Here is a 19905-nt window from a genome sequence, read left to right on the forward strand (position 1 = left end):
ATTTTTTAAAAATTAATTTTTGCTCCAACATTAAATGTTCTACCAACACCATAATAAACTAAAGCGTCCATTGCTGTAGAGTTACCTCTGTCGTTAGCATCTGAAATATATTTTACATCAAATACATTGTTTAACCTTGCAGTAAGTGTCGTATCGAAGCTACCTAATTTAAATTTGTGTCTAATTGCTGTATCGAATAAACTGTATGCTGGCACTTTCCATGCTTCAGTAGATCCTGGTGTACCTCTATCACTTGGGTCAAATTCTGCATATAAATCTGCAAAATAGTTATAATCTAAAGTAAATGTTGTCTCAGGAGATATTTTGTAATTTAATCCTAATGCTGCAGTTGTTTGCGCTGCATCTCCAACGTGTAAATCTTCAATATATAAATTAACAGTATCAACTAAGTTATTTGCCTCATCGTAAATTTGAACACCCTCAACATTGTTACCCCATCTCCAGTCTCCTAAAGATAACATACCTGTAAAGGTTAATTTATCTGTTGTTTTATAACGGAAGTCTAATTCAATTCCTTGGTGAAGAGCTCCAACCCCTAAAATATTAGCAAAAGCTGTTTCTCCACTTTGTAATTGAAAACGAGCAACTTCTGTTCTATCTTTCCAGTTTGTTCTGTATAAGTTAACGTTTGCAGTTAGTTTTTCACTTCTGTACGTATATCCTAATTCGTAACTTGTAATTTTTTGATTTCTTGCATCATCATTAACATCTTTGTTATTTCTGTTTGCAAAAACTGAGTTAAAGTAAGGTGCTTTTTCAAAATATCCTAAGTTTACAAATACACCATGATTGTCATTGAAGTTATAGTTAGCTCCACCTTTTGTTCCGAAACCAAAAAAGTCATACTTGTCTGATGTTTGTAAAGGATCTGAATCTAAATATAAAAAACGGTCTACCCTTTGGTATGAAGTATTAGATAATGATACAGATAAGAATCCTGATAAATTATCTTTTGCATATTCTAATTGAGTAAATGCTCCTAACCAATTAACTTTTCCGTCGTTATCATAAAATATTTTATCTCCAACTTGAGCTTTATTATTTGGATTGTTAACATTTGCACCATCTGCAAAGTATTGACCTCCTAATAAATCTGTAACTTCTGTAAAGTGAATTCCTTTATAATTTCTGTAATCTAAACCAGCTAAAAGAGTTAACTCGTCAGATAAATCTGTTTTTAAGGTAGAAAGTATCCCGTACCATTTATGGTCATTTCTTGAAGCTCTTAAAGCAGATTCTGAACCAGCTACACCATTTGCAATGTTTTCTTCAACAATCTTATCAAAATTAATTGTTCCTAATGGTCCAATTCTATAATCACTATTGTCATAACCAAATTTTCTAGCACCTGCTGTACCACCACCACCACCTGAACCAACAGATACGTATGCAGCAGTAGAAATAAATGTTTTCTCACTAAGGTTCCAATAATGATTTAAAGATACTTGAGGTTTATTATAAAAGTTATCTTCTGCACTTGTTACTTGACCTTGCTTATAACCCCAATCAGAATTATATTTTCTACCTCTTTCACTATCTCTAAAAGTTTTGATAAGGTGTCTATTTTGTCTTTGACCATGACGTTGTTTAGAACCAAATGCTGTTAATGATAATTTATGATTATCATTAAATTCTTTCGAAACATTTAAAAAATAGTTAAACCCTGTAAAAGATGTACCATCTACATAACCTTCTCCGTCTGTTTTAGCGGCAGAAACAGTAACAGCAACTCCATTGTCATTTAACCCTGTAGAATATGTAAATCCGAATTTTTTATAACCATCATTACCTAGACTAGTTTTAATGTTTCCACCAGCTTCAATATCTGTTGTTTTGGTTATAATGTTTATTGTTCCACCAACAGAAGGCACGGCAACTTTAGATGCTCCTAAACCTCTTTGTACTTGCATAGCAGAAGTAACATCTCCTAAACCAGCCCAATTAGACCAATAAACTCTACCGTTTTCCATATCATTAATAGGAACCCCATTAATAAGTACAGCTACATTTTCTGAGTTAAAACCACGTAAGTTAATTCTACCATCTCCGTAACCCCCACCTGCTTTGGTAGCATATACACCTGGAGTTGATTTTAAGATTTCAGGAAACTCTTGAGACCCTAATTTTAATTCAATTTCTGCCGCTTTGATAGTAGAAACAGCTACTGGAGTTTTTCTATCAATTGCGAATGATGTTGAAACGACTACAATCTCATCTAACGCTCCTGCATCTTCTAATAATTGAATTGTTAAATTGTTTTTTGAAGAAGAAAAAGCAACTTCATTTTGTTTGTAACCGATAAAAGATACTACTAAAACACCTGAATTAGATTTTACCTGTAAAGAGAATTTACCGTTAAAGTCTGTTGATGTTCCGTTTGTTGTTCCTTTTACTAGAACACTTGCTCCTGGTAATGGTTGATTGGTTTCATCGACAATCGTACCAGTAATTTTAGTTTGTCCTAAAACTGTAGCTGTTACAAAAAACAGAGCTACAAATAATAAGTTTTTAAAATTTTTCATTGTTTAATTTTATGTTATTAAATGTTCTGCAAAATTCTTCCTTTTACAGAGTTCTAAAGTTAATTTAATGTTAAGGTTTAACAAAAAATTAAGAACGTTCAATTTAAACAAAACAAACACTAAAACCTATATACCAACAACTTACATGTTAACAAAATTGTTAACAAAACATCAATATTCAATTAAAAATTTAGCAATTTAATTTCCAAACCTACAAATCACTACTTATTCAATATTTTTTTCGCCAATTCTTTCCCTAATTCTACTCCGAACTGATCGTAACTATAAATATTCCATAAAATTCCTTGAGTATAAATTTTATGTTCATATAATGCAATTAACTTACCTAGAGAACGTGGCGTAAGTTTGTTAAAAACAATAGAATTACTTGGTCTATTTCCTTCAAAAACTTTAAACGGTAGTAGTTTTGCTATTTTATTTTCATTACCAGCAAATTTTAACTCTAAATGCACTTCTTCTTTTGTTTTACCAAAAGCTAAGGCTTCAATTTGACCGTAATAATTTGCCATTAATTTCTTATGATGATCTGTTAAACCGTATAACGACTCTTTATAACCAATAAAATCTGCAGGAATTAATTTTGTTCCTTGATGTACCAATTGCATAAATGCGTGCTGCATATTTGTACCTGTACTTCCCCAAACGATAGTACCTGTTTGATAATCTATTTTATCCCCATTTCTATCTACACCTTTACCATTACTTTCCATAATTGCTTGTTGTAAATAATCTGGTAGTTTTTTCAAATATTGTGTGTAAGGTAAAACTGCCTCTGTTTCTGCACCGTAAAAGTTATTATACCAAACACTTAGTAAAGCTAAAATTACAGGAATATTCTTATCTAAATCGGCGTTTCTATAATGCAAATCCATTTCTTCTGCACCATCTAATAAAGCTCTGTAATTATCGAAACCTACAGATAAACTAATAGACAAACCAACTGCAGACCACAAAGAAAAACGACCACCAACCCAGTTCCACATAGGAAAAACGTTTGCTTTATCTACCCCGAAATTATCTACTGCTTCTAAATTTGTAGAAACCGCCACAAAGTGTTTCGGAATATCAAAAATTGTAGCAGATTTTAAAAACCAGTTTTTAAGCGTTTCTGCATTTGTAATGGTTTCTTGCGTTGTAAATGTTTTAGATACAATTATAAACAATGTAGTTTCCGGATTTAGTTTCTTCATTATTTCAGAAACATGGTCTCCATCTACATTAGATACAAAATGTGTAGTTAATTGATTTTTATAATACTGAAGAGACTCTACCACCATATCTGGACCTAAATCTGAACCTCCAATACCAATGTTTACAACATCTGTAATAGATTTACCTGTATATCCTTTCCACTTTCCAGAAATAACTTTATTACTAAAGCTTCTTATTTTTCTTAAAGCTGCCTGTATTTGTGGTTTTATGTTTTTCCCATCAACTAAAACAGGTTCATCTGAAGTACTTCTTAAAGCGGTGTGTAAAACCTCTCTACCTTCAGTAACGTTAATTACTTCACCAGAAAATTGTTTTTCTACAGCATCTTTTAAATCAACTTCTTTTGCCAATTCCACCAACAAAGAAATAGTTTCTTCGGTAATTCTATTTTTTGAAAAATCTACTGATAAATCACCTAGTTCTAAAGAAAAATTTTCTTGTCTATTTATGTCTTTACACAAATCTTTAATACGAATCTCTTTATTTTTATTAAAGTGATCTGTAAGTTTTTCCCAAGCTTGTGTTTTGGTTGGATTGATGTTTTTTAAAGCCATTTGATTAATTTTGAGCTATTACTTCTGTAATTACTGTAGGTTCTTTTATTTGTGGTATATTTTTATCTAATTGATTTTTTAGAAGATACATAAACTCTAAAAATCTTGGTTTTAAGCTTTCCTTTAAAGGTTCTGCTTCTGGTAATTTTGTTTTAGGGCTTAATGGATCTACTTGTTTACCATGTTTCCAAAAACGGTAACAAACATGTGGCCCACCACTATTACCTGTCATTCCTACCAAACCAATTACATCTCCTTGTTTTACGTATTGTCCTTTTTTTACTTTACGCGTTTTCATATGTAAATATTGTGTAGAATATGTACTATTATGTTTAATTTTCACAAACTTACCATTACCACCTCTTCTTGTAGATTCAACAACAGTTCCACTTGCAGTTGCTATAATTGGTGTACCTATATTAGCTGCAAAATCTGTTCCTTTATGAGGTTTTATTCTATTACCATAATAAGCAATTCTTCTTTTTAAATTATACCTAGATGATATTCTATACTGAAATTTTATAGGGCTTTTTAAGAACTGACTTCTTAACATATTTCCTTTTTCATCATAATACTCTGCAATACCATTTATAGAATCTGCAACAAATCGAAAAGCATACAAATCTTGATTATTATGCTTAAAAACAGCAGATTTAATATCGCCATAACCAGCAAAAAGACTATCGTTTATAAATTTTTCTTCGAAAATAAGTTTAAAAGAATCTCCTTTTTGAAGTTTATAAAAATCTAACGTCCAAGCATAAATATCTGCAACAGCATACGTTATGTTTGGGGACAAATGCAAACTATCCATTGCATTAGAAAGGTTTGAATAAATTTCTCCTTCTACAATTCTTTCTACTGTTTTTATAGGTTGAAGATAAGAATAAGCTTCAATTATCGAATCTTTAAAATTAACAACCGTTGCTCTAATTTTATCATTTTTGTATATAAAAACTTTGGCTTCCTCTAAAGAATCTTTACTAGATAAAATCATGTAAGGTTTACCTGCTCTTACTCTTCGAACATCAAAAACATCTTTTATTGAGCCTGCAATTTCATTAATTTTAGGGTAACCAACATGATGTCTATCTAAAATAACACCAAAACTTTCTCCACTTTTTATTGTATCTAAAACAACTTTATAATCGGCTATTTTAAAACCGTATTTATAAACCGGTTTTGGTTCCGGTTTTGGCTTTAGAGTTGGTTCTTTAATTTTCTCATCGTTTTTGCAAGCAGAAAACGCGAAAAGCACTAATAAGAGGTAGATTACTTTTTTCAAAAAATGGGAGTGATTAAATTTAACCCTCAAAAGTACAAATAAAATTGATTTATTTTAAATCTAAACAAGGAAGTTGCTAGAACGGTTTCGTTAAAGTTTTAATAATTTACCTAAAAACCTAGTTAACTCTTTTTAAAGTTATTAGCTAAACCTTTATAAGCTTCTAATTCTGCTCTTAAAGAACCTACAGATAAATCTGCTTTCATTTTAATTGGTATTTTATTTGCATCATCTGTAATCCAAATAGTTACACTTTCTTGTGCTTTAAAAATTCTACCAGATTGCACTAAGGGTCTAAATATTAAAGAGTTTACTTTTCCGAATTTTGTTTTTAAAACTTCTCTTCCTAAAAAACGAAGTTTAAAAGGATATACTTGAGAATCCATAAACATATCAATCGCTATTTCATCACCTTTTTTCATCTTTTTTACATCTTGATTTCTTAAATAGTAAAAGGAAGAAAGCATGTCTTGAATGTTAGTAAATGCAACCGTAGTATCTGTCTGCTCTATAAAATCTTGAATATATGCTTTTTTTGAATTGTAATCGAAATTGGTTATTCTATGTTTTTTATAACCACCTTCATCAATTTTTCTCTTAAAAACATAGGGTTTTACATTGCCTTTATCAAAATAACTTTCATAAACATCGTCTACTTTAAAAAACCATTTTATCATACCAGAAGTCCAACCAGAACCTTTTGTATGAAACACTTTTTTGCCATGTAAATCGGTTTCTTTAACTTCTAAAATCGCAGTTCCAGCTCTTAAAAAACCACTGTAACTCATTTTATAGCGCAACCACTCGCCACTCTTAAAGGCTGTTGTCTTTTCTTGTGCAAAAGCAGTTATAGATAAAACGAGTGTAAATGTTATTAAGATATATTTTTTCATAATTCTCAAACTTATAAAAAAGTATTGACAATTACCGTTCCAAAAAAGAAAAAAAATTATTTACTAACATTATGTAAACGATTCCTTTAAGTTTCTTTTTTTTTAAGAATAAGCATTTCATCTGTAATGTCTATGAGTAAATTAATAAATTATTTTTACTTAAAATGTTCCCCAATTCTTTAACTCTTCTTCGCTCCATAAATACGGGTAAAAGATTCTTCGCTGGTATTTTGGGTGCATGTATTTTCGCCAGCTACTTCCGCCAGTTGCCTCTAAATCTTTCTCTTTTCCGCCTAAATATTTACCTGCAGCATTGTAATGTGCCATTACCCATTTTACATTTACAGTATAATCGTAGTGACGCATTGCTTTAATTAAATCTTCGTTTTGTTGCACCTCTTTTGGCAATTCCTTAAATTTCTTTGAAAGATTAATATCATTATAATCTTCCATAAAATGAATAAATTCTCCTAAATATTTTTCTTCAAAAAGATTTAACAATGTTGATTTCTGACCAGTGGTATAATTTTTACCTGCAGCTTGCCAATATAAATGATTGTATGCGTTTTTAAAAGACGAATTTCTATCGATATCTTTTCTAAAACGTGCATCAATTAAATTGATTAATTCTGTAGAAGCAAATTCAATTTTTCTGTATTGTGCACTTTGAAAACCACTTGCAGGGGTTAACGTGTTTCTAAATTTAAGATATTGCTCTTTCTCCATACCGTCTGCCATTACAGAAAAAGAACTGCACAACATATCGAAATATCTGCTAATTCTACCTAAATGCATCGAGAATTTATCTACAGAAACTTCTGTAGTTTTTGCAACTTGGTCTATTTCCCACAGAATCATTTTAAACAACAGCTCATTTACTTGATGGTACATGATAAAAACCATTTCATCTGGTTGTGTTGTTCTTGGTGTTTGCAACCCTAAAAGTGCGTCTGTCTGAATATAATCCCAGTACGTAATTGGTGTACTCCAAAGTAAACCTTCTAACATAGAATCTACAGGAACACCTAATTTATCGTATTTTTCTTCAATTGCTTTTAAAATTTCGTCTTTGTTCATGTTTTTTAGAATTAAGATATTAGAACAAATAAACAAGACTTTTTTTAAAAATCTAATTTATTTGCTGAATTAAGAACGTTTTATTTGTTGAATAAAAAAAACCAAGATTCAAAAGTTTTAAGTCTTGTCTCTTGGTTCTTTTTTCTTGTCTCTTTTTTATCTTTTCTTTCTAAAGCGTTCCTCTTTTTTCTTGTTCTCTTTCTATAGATTCAAACAATGCTTTAAAGTTTCCTGCTCCAAAACCTTTGGCTCCCATTCTTTGAATTATTTCGAAAAACAAGGTTGGTCTGTCTTCTATTGGTTTTGTGAAAATTTGCAATAAATACCCTTCTTCATCTGCATCTATCATAATACCTAAAGCCATTAACTTTTCGATATCTTCACCTAATTCGTGACTAAATTCTTGTAATCTTCCAGGTACTGATCTGTAATATTCTTCTGGAGGCGTTGATAAAAACTCTACGCCGTTTGCTTTTAATTGACTTACAGTTTTAATAATATCGTCGGTTGCAACTGCTATGTGTTGCACTCCTGCTCCTTCATAAAAATCTAAATATTCTTCAATTTGAGAACGCTTTGCAGCTTTTGCTGGCTCGTTTATTGGAAACTTAATTCTACCGTTTCCGTTAGACATTACCTTACTCATTAATGCAGAATATTCGGTGTGAATTTGTTTGTCATCAAACGATAAGAAGTTTTCAAAGCCCATAACATCTTCGTACCATTTTACCCAAACGTCCATTTGATTCCAGCCTACATTACCAACCATGTGGTCTATGTATTTTAAACCTGCACTTGGCGGGTTGTATTCTGATTCCCACTTTTGGAAACCTGGTAAAAATGCTCCGTTGTAGTTTTTACGCTCTACGAACATGTGTACTGTTTCTCCGTAGGTATAAATTCCTGCTCTTACAACTTCACCGTGCTCATCTGTCTCTACAGTTGGTTCCATGTACGATTTTGCACCTCTAGAAGTTGTTTCTTCATAAGCTTTTCTAGCATCTTCTACCCAAAGTGCTACAATTTTTACACCATCGCCATGTTTTACAATATGATCGTTTATTGGCGATTTGCTATTTAACGGAGTTGTTAACATCAACTTTATCTTGTCTTGCGTTAAGACATAACTCACTGAATCTTTAGAACCCGTTTCTAAACCGCGATATGCGTGTGATTGAAATCCGAATGCTGTTTTATAGAAATGTGCTGCTTGTTTTGCGTTACCAACGTAAAATTCTACGTAATCTGTACCAAGTAATGGAAGGAAATCTTGTGCTCCTTCAAATATTTTTTCTAAACCGTATTCTACTGATTTTATTTCTTTTTTACTCATTGTCTTTTATTTTTTAGACCTCACAGGTTTTAAAAACCTGTGAGGTCTTTTCGTTTTTAAATTAGCTACTTCTCTCTAATGAAAGCAGTACTTTTTCAAACAAACTTAGCCCTGATTGTAGCATTTGTTTGAGCTCTTTTTTGTTTTTCTCAAAAAAAGCGAGTGCGAAAAGCAGGAAATAGCTTCTAATAATTAAGCTACTCCAACCAAGATTTATAATACTCCTCGTCAGCAATTTTCATGGCTTCTTCTGTAACCTGTAACGGCTTAAAAGTGTCTACCATAACGGCTAATTCTTCGGTTTTTGTATGCCCAATACTACGCTCGGTTGCTCCTGGGTGTGGACCATGAGGAATTCCGGCTGGGTGCAAGGAAATATGACCTTGATCGATGTCGTTTCTACTCATAAAATCGCCATCTACATAGTACAAAACTTCGTCTGAATCTATGTTACTATGATTGTAAGGTGCAGGAATTGAGTTTGGGTGATAATCATACAAACGTGGTACAAAGCTGCAAATTACAAATGCATTTGTCTCGAAGGTTTGGTGCACTGGTGGCGGTTGATGAATACGACCGGTAATTGGTTCGAAATCGTGAATTGAAAAAGCATACGGAAAATTATAACCGTCGTAACCAACTACATCAAACGGGTGTGAAGCGTAAATCATTTCTATAATTTCGCCCTGTTTTTTTACTTTGATTAAGAAATCTCCTAATTCATTATAAGTTTCTAATTCTTGGGGTCTTCTTAAATCTCGTTCACAAAATGGTGAATGTTCTAATAGTTGTCCAAAATAATTTCTATATCTTTTTGGGGTGTATACAGGCGAATAAGATTCAACAATAAAAAGTCTATTATTTTCATCATCGAAATCTAGTTTGTATATAATTCCACGCGGAATTACTAAATAATCTCCGTATTTAAAATCAATATTACCAAGATGTGTTCTTAGTTTTCCGGTTCCTTTATGGATAAAAATTACCTCGTCTGCATCAGTATTTTTATAAAAATAATCTGTGGTCGATTTTTTTGGTGCTGATAAAATGATATTACAATCCGAATTTGTTAGAACAATTTTTCTACTTTCTAAATAATCATCTTCCGGCGGAACTTGAAATCCGCGAAAACGATAAGATTGAATATTATTTGCTTTTGCAATTTTCGGTTTTACAGAATATTGCTTGCGAATTTCTTTGACCATTGTTGGTCTATGTTCATGATATGAGTTGGTAGACATTCCGTCGAAACCAATGGTACCAAAAAGTTGTTCGTAATATAAACTTCCGTCTTTTTTACGAAACTGTGTGTGTCTTTTGGGTGGAATTGTTCCTAATTTATGATAGAAAGGCATGTTTTTTAAATTTTAAATTAATAATTTGATTAATATAAAAATTTAAAAACTCTATTCTGGATTGCGTTTTATTAGGAATTTTAAATGCGATAATAAATCTAAATACATCTCAATCGATTTAGTTATTTATACAAAGATAGGAAATAATACAATTCTTATTTTTTTATTCTTAAAAAACTAATAGTCTCATTTATTTAGCAATAAATACAAACTCACTAAATCTTATTTAAAATTATTCTAAATAACTCTTGCGAGATTGATTTTAAGAAATATCTTTGCATAAATTATCATTATTTAGATTTAATAAAAATAATACTTTAAAATGAAATCCTTTTTTTACGTCTTCTTTTTTCTTGTAAGCATATCTCTTTTTGCTCAGAAAGCAACAATTACTGGTGTTATTAAATTTAAAGATAAAAGTCCTGCTGATTTGGCTACTGTTTATTTAGAAAATGGCACAAAACACACCTACACCAATGAAAAAGGATTTTATAAAATTACAGGATTGCCTTATGGAAAACAAATCATTAAAATAAAATACTTTGGTAAGGATACAGAAAGTGTAACTGTTATAATTAACGACAAAGAGGTTGTAATAAATCACACTTTAAAATACAACCAAACAAATGATCTAAAAGAAATTATTATAAAAAGCAAAACCAAAGAACGCAAAATAGAAACGAAAGGTTTTGCTGTAAATGCTATAAAAATGAAAGATATAGCGCTACAATCTGTACAAGCAAATGATGTTTTAGATCGTTCTTCTGGCGTAAGAATAAGGCAAAATGGTGGCTTGGGTTCTCACACACATTATACTATAAATGGCCTTTCGGGCAATGCAATTCGAATTTTCATCAATGGATCTCCAATACAATCATACGGTCCTTCTTTTTCTTTAAGTAGCATACCAACAAACATGATAGAGCGTATAGAAGTGTACAAAGGTGTTGTTCCGGTAGAATTGGCGGGAGATGCTTTGGGCGGCGCAATAAATGTCCTTTTAAAAGATGATTTTAATAAAAACTCTTTAAGTACTTCTTATTCAGTTGGCTCTTTTAACACACATCAGGCTACAATAGCTGGTAACAAATACGATAACAAATCTGGTTTTACTCTTAGAGGTTCCGGTTTTTATAACTATTCTGACAACAACTACAAAGTCTGGGGAAACCAAGTATATACTACAGAACCAACAACGGGAGACATTACTTATGTAAGGGCTAAAAGATTTCATGATGCATATACTTCTAAAGGGTTTAAAGTAGATGCGGGATTTTCTAAACGAAAATGGGCTGATGAACTATTAGTTGGTGCTATTTACTCCTCTTTAAACAGGGAGATACAACATGGTGCTACAATGGAATCTGTTTACGGAAATAGAAAAGTAGCGCAACAAACAAAACTGATTAGTACCTCTTATAAAGATGCTAGTTTTTTAGGAAGCAAAAAAATTAGTGTTGATTTATTTTCATCATACTCTAGATTGAAAAGAAACCTAACAGACATCACTCCTTTTATTTATGATTGGGATGGGAAACGTAAAGAAAAGTTTTATTCAGATGGAAACTCAATAGGATATTACGAGTATTTCTCTGGTGCTGAAGCAGGAAACCCAACATTACAAGAAAGTATTGAAAAAGTATACGTAGGTCGTGCATCATCAAAATATAAGATAAACGATAACCACGCAATAACAGCTAATTTTTTACACACAAGGTTTATTAGAGACTTACAAGATCCGTTAAGGCACATAGACATAAGAAACTTAGAAGATACAAGATTTTCTAACAAGAGTATTTTTGGTATAGGCTATGAGTTAAATACTTTTAATGATAAACTAAAAACGGCTGTTTTTTATAAAAATTTCAATCAAAATATACAAATTATTGAATATAAAAAAGAAAATGACGCTTCTCCTGTTGAGTTAAATAATGTGACTAGAGATGTAACTGCTGATGGATTTGGATTTACAATGGCATATGAAATCTTACCTAATCTTCTAATTCAAACATCTATAGAAAACTCGTTCAGGCTCCCTGTAGCTCGAGAGTTGTTTGGTAATCTTGCCGAAAACCTTGAACCTAATTATAATTTAAAACCCGAAAAGAGTAAAAATGTAAACCTGGGTGTGGTACTAGGAACTTTTATCTACGGAAAAAATGAAACCAGAATTAAAATAAATACATTTCTAAGAGATACTAAAGACAAAATAAAGCGAAATGTAAGAGAAGATGATACCGATGAAACCACCGAGTTTATTAATGATGAGAGTTACATCAGTAAAGGATTTGATATTGATGTATTTTATTCTTATGACAGAAAATTAGATTTTAACGGAAATGTATCTGTATTTAACTCCCGTTTTAATACTCAATTTAATGAAACGGGTCTAGCATATAATTGGTATCGAGACCGAGAAAGAAATGCCCCTTTTCTTACAGCAAATGGTAACTTAAGATACACAAGTGATAATTTATTTCAAAAAAAATCTAAAACAGTATTCTCTACAAATTTATCTTATGTGCATTGGTTTTACAGAGATTGGGAATCTTTAGGTGGAGCAGGAAAAGACATTATACCTACTCAACTCGTTAGCGATATTGGTATTACACATACTTTTCCTAATAAGAACCTAACTCTTTCTTTAGACGCAAGAAATATTTTAAACGCTCAGGTTTTTGATAATTATGCTTTGCAAAAACCAGGACGTGCTTTTTACATGAAAATAAACTACACAATTTTTTAACCTTAAATTTTAAACACTACTTTATTATGATTAATTTTAATTTCAAATGGTCTATTCAAAAAACAATTGTTTTGAGTATGCTTTCAATCGTTTTTATAACTACTTCTTGTAGTAGTGATGCCCCAATTGACAACCCAGAACCCGAAGAACCAACCGTAGAGGGTCGTAACCAATTTACATTGGCTTTATCTGCAAGTCCAACCGGAGAAACAAAAGTGTATACGCAAGCTTTAACAGATGTAACTGCTGGTGTAACCGTAAGTTATGATGGTAAAGGGTTTGAAATACCCTCTACAAGAACTGCAAGAATTTTTGGATCTACAGATGGAAAATCTTTATATAATCTTGATTATGGCGGTGGAAGAATCTACAAATTCTCTGTTGATGGAGAGGAAAGTTATAATCAATTATTCGAAAAAAACGTAGAATTTGCAATGGGTACAGCCTACCCAAGATGGACGAAAGCTAGCGAGGAATCTGCGTCTATACATTATGCTAGTGGTAGCAATGCTACAAGAGTTTTTGATGAAAATGATGCTACCAAATTTATAAGGTCTGATGTTACTTTAAGAATTATGAGTGTTGGTTTAAACAACCTTACTTTTGGTTCTATTGAAGAAATTATTATTCCTGTAAGTGATACAGATTTAGAGCCTTATACCATTAATGTGGAGGGTACAGATTATGACCATTATAATTATGTTGGTAGAGTAGATGCACCTGTTATTGCTGGTAATAAAATATATTATGGTATGTCTAAAAGTGCATACAACCCAGAAAACCCTTGTTCTGGTAGAGGATGCCCTCCAGCAATTTACAGAAATACGGAAACACTAGTTTTAGATTACCCTTCTTTAACAAATCCTAAAATTATTTCTACGGATATTGCAAAAGGTGCTACTAATGGCTATAGAACTCCTGTTGCTTATAAGGATGAACTTGGAGATGTATATCAAATTATTTCTGTGCCAGACAACACGTATGACACAAATATTTTAAAAATAAGTAATGGTGATTATGACGAAACCTTTAAGTTTAATTTATCTGATCTTTTAGGAGAAAATACAAGGTCTTACGGATGGTTTTATGCAGGAAACGGAATTGGTTATGTTCCGTATTTAAGATCAGATGAAACAAATTCAAATAACGATTCTAATTGGTCTGTTGCTCGTGTAGATTTATATAACGGTACAGCAATTAAAATGAATTTACCTACCAACCTTTGGTTAAGACAATACCAAAGTGCTGTTGTTAAAGATGGTAAATTCTACATGGCAATTACACCGACAGGTAAAAATGGTAATGTGTATATTTTTGACACAAGCTCTACAAGCCCTGATGGTTTTACTGTTGGTGCAACATTAGAAAATTTAGCTGAAGGTACTTATATTGGTATTTACTAAGACTAATTAAATTCAAAATAAAAACACCCTTCAAGATATAATAACCTGAAGGGTGTTTTTTTATTAAATGCTGTTTGGTATTTTTCTAATATAACGCCAACAACTAAGTTACTCTATCTTTTTAACAACCGCTTTTGGTGCTTCCTTTCGTGTTCCGTCAAAACCATCTACACCACCAACTGTTGTGTATTTCATTACATATTTTTTATTTGGATAAATGCGTTTGTACGCACTTTGGCACATTAAAGTTGCTTCATGAAATCCGCACAAAATTAATTTTAATTTCCCTGGATAGGTATTTACATCTCCAATAGCATAAATTCCTGGAATGTTCGTTTGGTAATCTAAAGCATTATTTACTTTAATCGCATTTTTCTCTATTTCTAAGCCCCAGTTTCCTATTGGTCCTAATTTAGGAGACAAACCAAAAAGTGGAATAAAATGATCTGTTTCTATAATAAATGGTTCTCCTCCGTTTTGAATTACAGAAACCCCTTCTACTTTATCTGTACCTGCAATACCTACAACTTCCGCTGGTGTAAGCATGGTAATTTTACCAGCATCTTTTAATTCTTGTACTTTGTCTACAGAATCTAAAGCGCCTCTAAATTCGTTTCTTCTGTGTATTAAAGTGACTGATGAAGCAACGTCTGTTAAAAATATTGACCAATCTAAAGCAGAATCTCCACCACCAGAAATTACCACTTTTTTATCTCTGTAAAATTCTGGATCTCTAATAATATATTCGACTCCTTTATCTTCGAAATTTGCAATGTTAGGAATGGGTGGTTTTCTTGGTTCGAAAGACCCCAATCCGCCAGCAATTGCAACTATTTTTGCATGGTGCTTTGTACCTTTATTTGTAGTAACAATAAACGTTTCGTCTTCTTGTTTCTCTATGGTTTCTGCACGTTCACCTAAGGTAAAACCTGGTTCAAATTGCTTAATTTGTTCTAGTAACTTATCGGTTAAATCACCTGCTAAAATTTCTGGATATGCAGGAATATCATAAATAGGTTTTTTAGGATAAATCTCAGAACATTGTCCGCCAGCTTGCGGCAACGCATCTATTAAATGACAACGCAGTTTTAATAAACCTGCTTCAAAAACGGTGAACAAACCTGTTGGTCCTGCTCCTATAATTAAGATATCTGTTGTAATCACTTTTTTTTATTTTTTAAAACCTCACAAAGTTTTATACTTGTGAGGTCTTTTTTATGTTGATGAGCGCGTTAGGGATTGAAGCACTTGTTTGAGCTCTTTTTTACTTTTTTAAGTAAAAAAAGCGAGTGCGAAAAGCCCGCCCTTTTTAGGGAACGCCCAAAAATATATTTTTCTAAAGGTTTAAAAACTGACTTTTATCAGTTTATGCTACGTTTACTACTTCTACTATTTGTGGTGCATATTTTTTAATGGTTGCTTCTACTCCATTTTTTAAAGTCATTTGGTTTACCGAACAACCATTACACGCGCCTTCTAGTTGAACATTAACGATGTTATCTTCTATAGATAAAAGCTTAATATTACCACCATCGCTTATTAAAAACGGACGAATTTCATCTAACGCTTTTTCTACATTGTCTAATGTTTCCTGTGCTGTCATAAATAAAGTTTATTTTGTACTACAACCACTCATTGTTGTAATTCTAACAACTTCTGTTGGTGGTAAATTTGCATTTCTTTTTAATAATTCTGCTACCATTTCTTTTGTAATCTCATTAAAAGACTTTTCTAAAACAGTACCTTTTTGTAAAGCTACAGGATGCCCAACGTCGCCAGATTCTCGAATGCTTTGCACTAAAGGAATTTCTCCTAAAAATTTTGTTTTAATATCTTCTGCCAAGTTTTTAGCACCATCTTGCCCAAATATATAATATTTATTATCTGGTAATTCTTCTGGTGTAAAATACGCCATGTTTTCTATGATTCCTAAAACAGGTACATTAATGTTTTCTTGTTGAAACATTGCAACTCCTTTTTTAGCATCTGCCAATGCAATGTTTTGCGGTGTACTTACAATAACAGCACCATTAATAGGTAAGGCTTGTACAATTGATAAATGTACATCTCCTGTTCCTGGTGGAAGGTCGATTAATAAGAAATCTAATTCGCCCCAATCTGCATCAAAAATTAATTGGTTTAATGCTTTTGAAGCCATTGGTCCACGCCAAATCACTGCTTGATCTGGATCTGTAAAAAAGCCTAAAGACAATAATTTAACTCCGTAATTCTCTACGGGTTTCATCTTTGATCTTCCACCTACGTTTACAGAAAGTGGTTTTGCTTTTTCTACGTCGAACATTATATGTTGTGAAGGCCCGTAAACATCTGCATCTAAAACACCAACACTAAAACCCATTTTTGCTAAAGAAATAGCCGTATTTGCAGTAATTGTAGATTTACCAACACCACCTTTACCAGATGCAACTGCAATAATGTTTTTAATATTCGGAATTTCCTTTCCACGAATTTGATTCGGGTTTTCTTTTACCGCAGGCTTTTCTACCTTTACATTTACTTTTACAGTAATTTGCTCGCCAACATTCTTTTTAATTGCTTTCGCAATTTCCGTCTCTACTTTCTTTTTTGCCTGTAAAGTTGGGTTACTTATTGTAACATCTACCTCTACTTCTTCACCAAAAGCAACAACATTTGTTATATTCTTATTTTCTACCAAACTTTTTCCTTCACCAGGAGCCGTTATGGTTTCTAATGCTTTGTATATATCTTCTTTTTTAAAACTCACGTCTTATTTTTATTTAATCTTAACTGCAAAGATACGTCTTAGATCGCAGATATTAAAGCCTATAAAGCCAACCTTTCTAGAATTCATAAACTACAATATCTTAACATAGTTTAACTATTAGATAGATAAAAAACCTTAGTTTTATGGTATAACTTTTTAATCCCCCAGATTATGAAAAACGAAATAAAAACTTTAGGTTTAGTAGTATTATTATTTATTGGTTCTCAAAATATAGCTTCTCAAGAACTAGCTTCGAACTCACTTCAAAATACCCAGATAGATCGGTTAGATACATTTAATGTGTCTGAAGAAGATGAAAAGGAAGTAAACTTTGTTTTAAGTGAAGGCAAATATACTTTTGATAATGGAAAAAAAGATGTGCTAGTTGAATTTAAAGATGGCTATTACACAGAGTACTACACCAATGATGAATTTGTTAAAGCTAAAGTTAATTGGATTTCTGAAAATGAATACAATCTTGTTATTACAGAGATAAATAAAAAAGGTTTGCCTTTTGTTGAAGGTACAACACTAAACACAAGAATATCCAGAGTAAAAGGAAGTAGATACTATTATAAATCTAATTTAGAAGGCTTAACTTGGTCTGGAAAATTCATAAAAGTTGAAAACGATTTTCTTGAAAAATAAATTTATTTAAACTTCTAAAAAAAACCTATCATTTAAATGATAGGTTTTTTTTTGCCAAAAGTTATATAGATAACTATTAAAAACCACATTTCAACTTTAAATAACTAAATTTATTAGTTTTACAATTTTTATTAACATAGTTTAACGAGAAGATGGTTTAAAACCACTAAATTTAGACTGTAACTTTTAATCCCCCAGATTATGAAAAATGAAATAAAAACTTTAGGTTTAGTAGTATTATTATTTATTGGCTCTCAAAACACTTCTTCACAAGAAGTAGCCTCGAACTCTATTCGAGATTATGAGATTGCCAGATTGAATACCTTTAATGTATCCGAAGAAGAAGAAAAGGAAGAAACAATAAAAAATACGGTTTTAAGCGAAGGGAAATACACTTTCGATAATGGAAAAAAAGAGATATTAGTTGAAATTAAAGACGGCTACTATACAGAATACTACACTAATAATGAATTTGTTAAAGCTAAAATTAAATGGACCTCTGAAAGTGAATATAAACTTGTTATCACAGAGATAAATAAACAAAGTTTACCTTTTGGTGTAGGCACAATATTGAATACAAAAATATCTAGAGTAAAAGGAAATAGATATTATTATGATTCTAATTTAGAAGGCTTAACTTGGTCTGGAAAATTCATAAAAATTGAAGATGACTTTCTTAAAAAATAAAATCCTCAAAACTCTTATAATACAACCTGTCATTTAAATGATAGGTTTTTTTTATTTCTAAAAAATAAAATTACAACTCATCTATAGGATTCCAAAAAACCTTGTCTAAATCTTGAATCTGATTTTCAACCACAATAATTCCTTCATTTTCTAGCAATTGTTGCATTAAGTTTGTACCATCAAAATGATGCTTTCCTGTAAGTAAACCTTTTCTGTTAACAACTCTATGTGCAGGAATATCCTCTAAATTATGAGCCTTGTTCATTGCCCAACCAACCATTCTTGCAGATCTTGCTGCACCCAAATACGTTGCTATTGCACCATAACTTGTTACTTTTCCGCAAGGAATTAAACGTGCAACATGGTAAACTTTATTAAAAAAATTATCAGAATCTTTCATAATGTGAAGATATTGCTATTCCTCTCAGTTTCACATAGAAACTTAAAAGTTAACTTAATTATGATAAAAAAGGACAATTAAATTATAGAACGAGATTAATACTTCAATCTAAATTGAATATAAGTAATTGGTTTACCCACTTCTAGGTATTGATTCTCGTAAAAAGTTTGTGTTTCCGTAACTTCTTTTGGTGCTCCTTCGTTTTTATAAACTGTATGATTTGCATATAACACCTCATGACCTTCACCATGTAATAAACCTAATGTGTAACCGTGCATAAATTCGCTATCAGTTTTTAGATTCATTATTCCTTCTTCACTTAAAATATGATTGTATTTTTTAAGAAAAGACGTATTTGTCATTCTATGCTTTGTACGTTGGTATTTTATTTGAGGATCTGGGAAAGTAATCCAGATTTCTGAAACCTCATTTTCTGCAAAAATAAAGTCGACCAACTCTATTTGAGTTCTTACAAAGGCTACATTATCTAAACCTTCTTCTATTGCAGTTTTTGCACCACGCCAAAAGCGAGCACCTTTAATATCGATACCTATGTAATTTTTATTCGGATTTTTTCTAGCCAAGGCAATTGTATACTCACCTTTACCACAACCTAGTTCTACAACTATAGGATTATTGTTTCCAAAAAAAGAATGCCATTGACCTTTGTGAGAAAAGTCTGTTACAACTTCTTCTCTTGTTGGCTGAATAACATTTTTAAACGTTTCATTTTCTTTGAATCGTTTAAGTTTGTTTTTGCTTCCCAAAGTAAAATTAAGCTCTATCTTCTGTTCCTTCCTTTACAAAACGACGAGATTCTCCCATCCAATATGCAAATAAAACTAAAAGAACTAGTAGAAAAAACCAGTTTACTGCGTTAGAAATCCACCATCCTAAATCTGCATTCGCTACGGTTAAACGTAACCAATCAAAAGGAAGGAATAAAAGATCTGTAAATAAACTACCAATCCATCTAAAAATATTGCTTGCTATCATAACTTA

Annotated in this window: 17 protein-coding genes; 4 read left to right on the forward strand and 13 right to left on the reverse strand. The window is 31.6% G+C overall.

From position 1 onward, the window contains the following. Nucleotides 1–5: 5 nt before the first annotated feature. The 7 genes from CW731_RS09920 to CW731_RS09950 form a co-directional block, all read right to left on the reverse strand. Nucleotides 6–2543, reverse strand: a complete 2538-nt coding sequence (locus CW731_RS09920; protein ID WP_100946575.1) for a TonB-dependent receptor — start codon at nucleotides 2541–2543, stop codon at nucleotides 6–8. Between the two features lie 221 nt (nucleotides 2544–2764). Continuing rightward, nucleotides 2765–4330, reverse strand: a complete 1566-nt coding sequence (gene pgi / locus CW731_RS09925) for a glucose-6-phosphate isomerase (protein WP_100946576.1) — start codon at nucleotides 4328–4330, stop codon at nucleotides 2765–2767. 4 nt (nucleotides 4331–4334) lie between these two features. After that, the gene (locus CW731_RS09930) at nucleotides 4335–5615 is read right to left on the reverse strand and encodes a peptidoglycan DD-metalloendopeptidase family protein (RefSeq protein WP_100946577.1); all 1281 of its coding nucleotides are present in this window, start codon (nucleotides 5613–5615) and stop codon (nucleotides 4335–4337) included. Nucleotides 5616–5737: 122 nt separating this feature from the next. Next, nucleotides 5738–6508 carry a DUF3108 domain-containing protein gene (locus CW731_RS09935; RefSeq protein ID WP_100946578.1) on the reverse strand — a complete coding sequence of 257 codons (771 nt, stop codon included), beginning with the start codon at nucleotides 6506–6508 and terminating at the stop codon, nucleotides 5738–5740. Nucleotides 6509–6667: 159 nt separating this feature from the next. Then, complete coding sequence (locus CW731_RS09940; RefSeq protein WP_100946579.1) at nucleotides 6668–7585, reverse strand: tryptophan 2,3-dioxygenase family protein; 918 nt, start codon at nucleotides 7583–7585, stop codon at nucleotides 6668–6670. A 169-nt stretch (nucleotides 7586–7754) separates the two neighbouring features. After that, nucleotides 7755–8918, reverse strand: a complete 1164-nt coding sequence (hppD, locus tag CW731_RS09945) for a 4-hydroxyphenylpyruvate dioxygenase (protein ID WP_100946580.1) — start codon at nucleotides 8916–8918, stop codon at nucleotides 7755–7757. Between the two features lie 197 nt (nucleotides 8919–9115). Then, a complete protein-coding gene (locus tag CW731_RS09950; protein ID WP_100946581.1) occupies nucleotides 9116–10273 on the reverse strand; it encodes a homogentisate 1,2-dioxygenase in 1158 nt (385 codons plus the stop codon). 322 nt (nucleotides 10274–10595) lie between these two features. On the opposite strand from CW731_RS09950, the gene CW731_RS09955 reads away from it, so the two are divergent. Both CW731_RS09955 and CW731_RS09960 read left to right on the forward strand, forming a co-directional pair. After that, entirely contained in the window at nucleotides 10596–13019 is a 2424-nt protein-coding gene (locus CW731_RS09955) for a TonB-dependent receptor (protein WP_100946582.1), read from the forward strand. A 26-nt stretch (nucleotides 13020–13045) separates the two neighbouring features. Beyond that, complete coding sequence (locus CW731_RS09960; protein ID WP_198519808.1) at nucleotides 13046–14422, forward strand: hypothetical protein; 1377 nt, start codon at nucleotides 13046–13048, stop codon at nucleotides 14420–14422. A gap of 108 nt (nucleotides 14423–14530) precedes the next feature. Here CW731_RS09960 and CW731_RS09965 read toward each other — a convergent pair whose 3' ends face one another. The 3 genes from CW731_RS09965 to CW731_RS09975 all read right to left on the reverse strand — a co-directional run bounded on the left by CW731_RS09965 (nucleotide 14531) and on the right by CW731_RS09975 (nucleotide 17168). Next, nucleotides 14531–15586 carry an NAD(P)/FAD-dependent oxidoreductase gene (locus tag CW731_RS09965; protein WP_100946583.1) on the reverse strand — a complete coding sequence of 352 codons (1056 nt, stop codon included), beginning with the start codon at nucleotides 15584–15586 and terminating at the stop codon, nucleotides 14531–14533. Between the two features lie 202 nt (nucleotides 15587–15788). Next, nucleotides 15789–16025: a NifU family protein gene (locus CW731_RS09970; RefSeq protein WP_100946584.1), complete on the reverse strand. Its 237-nt coding sequence runs from the start codon at nucleotides 16023–16025 to the stop codon at nucleotides 15789–15791. Nucleotides 16026–16034: 9 nt separating this feature from the next. Then, nucleotides 16035–17168, reverse strand: coding sequence for an Mrp/NBP35 family ATP-binding protein (locus CW731_RS09975; RefSeq protein ID WP_100946585.1), 1134 nt, complete (start codon nucleotides 17166–17168; stop codon nucleotides 16035–16037). A 171-nt stretch (nucleotides 17169–17339) separates the two neighbouring features. Between CW731_RS09975 and CW731_RS09980 the strand changes: the two genes are divergently transcribed. Then, nucleotides 17340–17816, forward strand: coding sequence for a hypothetical protein (locus CW731_RS09980; protein ID WP_100946586.1), 477 nt, complete (start codon nucleotides 17340–17342; stop codon nucleotides 17814–17816). A 201-nt stretch (nucleotides 17817–18017) separates the two neighbouring features. After that, nucleotides 18018–18503, forward strand: a complete 486-nt coding sequence (locus CW731_RS09985) for a hypothetical protein (protein ID WP_100946587.1) — start codon at nucleotides 18018–18020, stop codon at nucleotides 18501–18503. A gap of 70 nt (nucleotides 18504–18573) precedes the next feature. Here the strand turns inward: CW731_RS09985 and CW731_RS09990 are convergent, their stop codons facing one another. The 3 genes from CW731_RS09990 to CW731_RS10000 form a co-directional block, all read right to left on the reverse strand. Continuing rightward, on the reverse strand, nucleotides 18574–18903 hold the full coding sequence (locus CW731_RS09990) for an MGMT family protein (RefSeq protein ID WP_100946588.1): 330 nt from the start codon (nucleotides 18901–18903) through the stop codon (nucleotides 18574–18576). Between the two features lie 95 nt (nucleotides 18904–18998). Next, nucleotides 18999–19670, reverse strand: a complete 672-nt coding sequence (trmB, locus tag CW731_RS09995) for a tRNA (guanosine(46)-N7)-methyltransferase TrmB (protein WP_100946589.1) — start codon at nucleotides 19668–19670, stop codon at nucleotides 18999–19001. Nucleotides 19671–19677: 7 nt separating this feature from the next. Further along, entirely contained in the window at nucleotides 19678–19899 is a 222-nt protein-coding gene (locus tag CW731_RS10000) for a hypothetical protein (protein WP_100946590.1), read from the reverse strand. Nucleotides 19900–19905: the final 6 nt, after the last annotated feature.

Origin of the sequence: Polaribacter sp. ALD11, from assembly GCF_002831685.1 — a bacterium.
In the GTDB taxonomy this organism is placed as follows: Bacteria; Bacteroidota; Bacteroidia; order Flavobacteriales; family Flavobacteriaceae; genus Polaribacter.

Excerpts from the sequence above, each read along its gene's own strand:
- CW731_RS09940 (WP_100946579.1), bottom strand. The coding sequence starts at position 7,585 with ATGAACAAAGACGAAATTTTAAAAGCAATTGAAGAAAAATACGATAAA.
- CW731_RS09985 (WP_100946587.1), top strand. The coding sequence starts at position 18,018 with ATGAAAAATGAAATAAAAACTTTAGGTTTAGTAGTATTATTATTTATT.
- CW731_RS09935 (WP_100946578.1), bottom strand. The coding sequence starts at position 6,508 with ATGAAAAAATATATCTTAATAACATTTACACTCGTTTTATCTATAACT.
- CW731_RS09950 (WP_100946581.1), bottom strand. The coding sequence starts at position 10,273 with ATGCCTTTCTATCATAAATTAGGAACAATTCCACCCAAAAGACACACA.
- CW731_RS10000 (WP_100946590.1), bottom strand. The coding sequence starts at position 19,899 with ATGATAGCAAGCAATATTTTTAGATGGATTGGTAGTTTATTTACAGAT.
- CW731_RS09990 (WP_100946588.1), bottom strand. The coding sequence starts at position 18,903 with ATGAAAGATTCTGATAATTTTTTTAATAAAGTTTACCATGTTGCACGT.
- hppD (WP_100946580.1), bottom strand. The coding sequence starts at position 8,918 with ATGAGTAAAAAAGAAATAAAATCAGTAGAATACGGTTTAGAAAAAATA.
- pgi (WP_100946576.1), bottom strand. The coding sequence starts at position 4,330 with ATGGCTTTAAAAAACATCAATCCAACCAAAACACAAGCTTGGGAAAAA.
- CW731_RS09970 (WP_100946584.1), bottom strand. The coding sequence starts at position 16,025 with ATGACAGCACAGGAAACATTAGACAATGTAGAAAAAGCGTTAGATGAA.
- CW731_RS09980 (WP_100946586.1), top strand. The coding sequence starts at position 17,340 with ATGAAAAACGAAATAAAAACTTTAGGTTTAGTAGTATTATTATTTATT.
- CW731_RS09955 (WP_100946582.1), top strand. The coding sequence starts at position 10,596 with ATGAAATCCTTTTTTTACGTCTTCTTTTTTCTTGTAAGCATATCTCTT.
- CW731_RS09920 (WP_100946575.1), bottom strand. The coding sequence starts at position 2,543 with ATGAAAAATTTTAAAAACTTATTATTTGTAGCTCTGTTTTTTGTAACA.
- CW731_RS09960 (WP_198519808.1), top strand. The coding sequence starts at position 13,046 with ATGATTAATTTTAATTTCAAATGGTCTATTCAAAAAACAATTGTTTTG.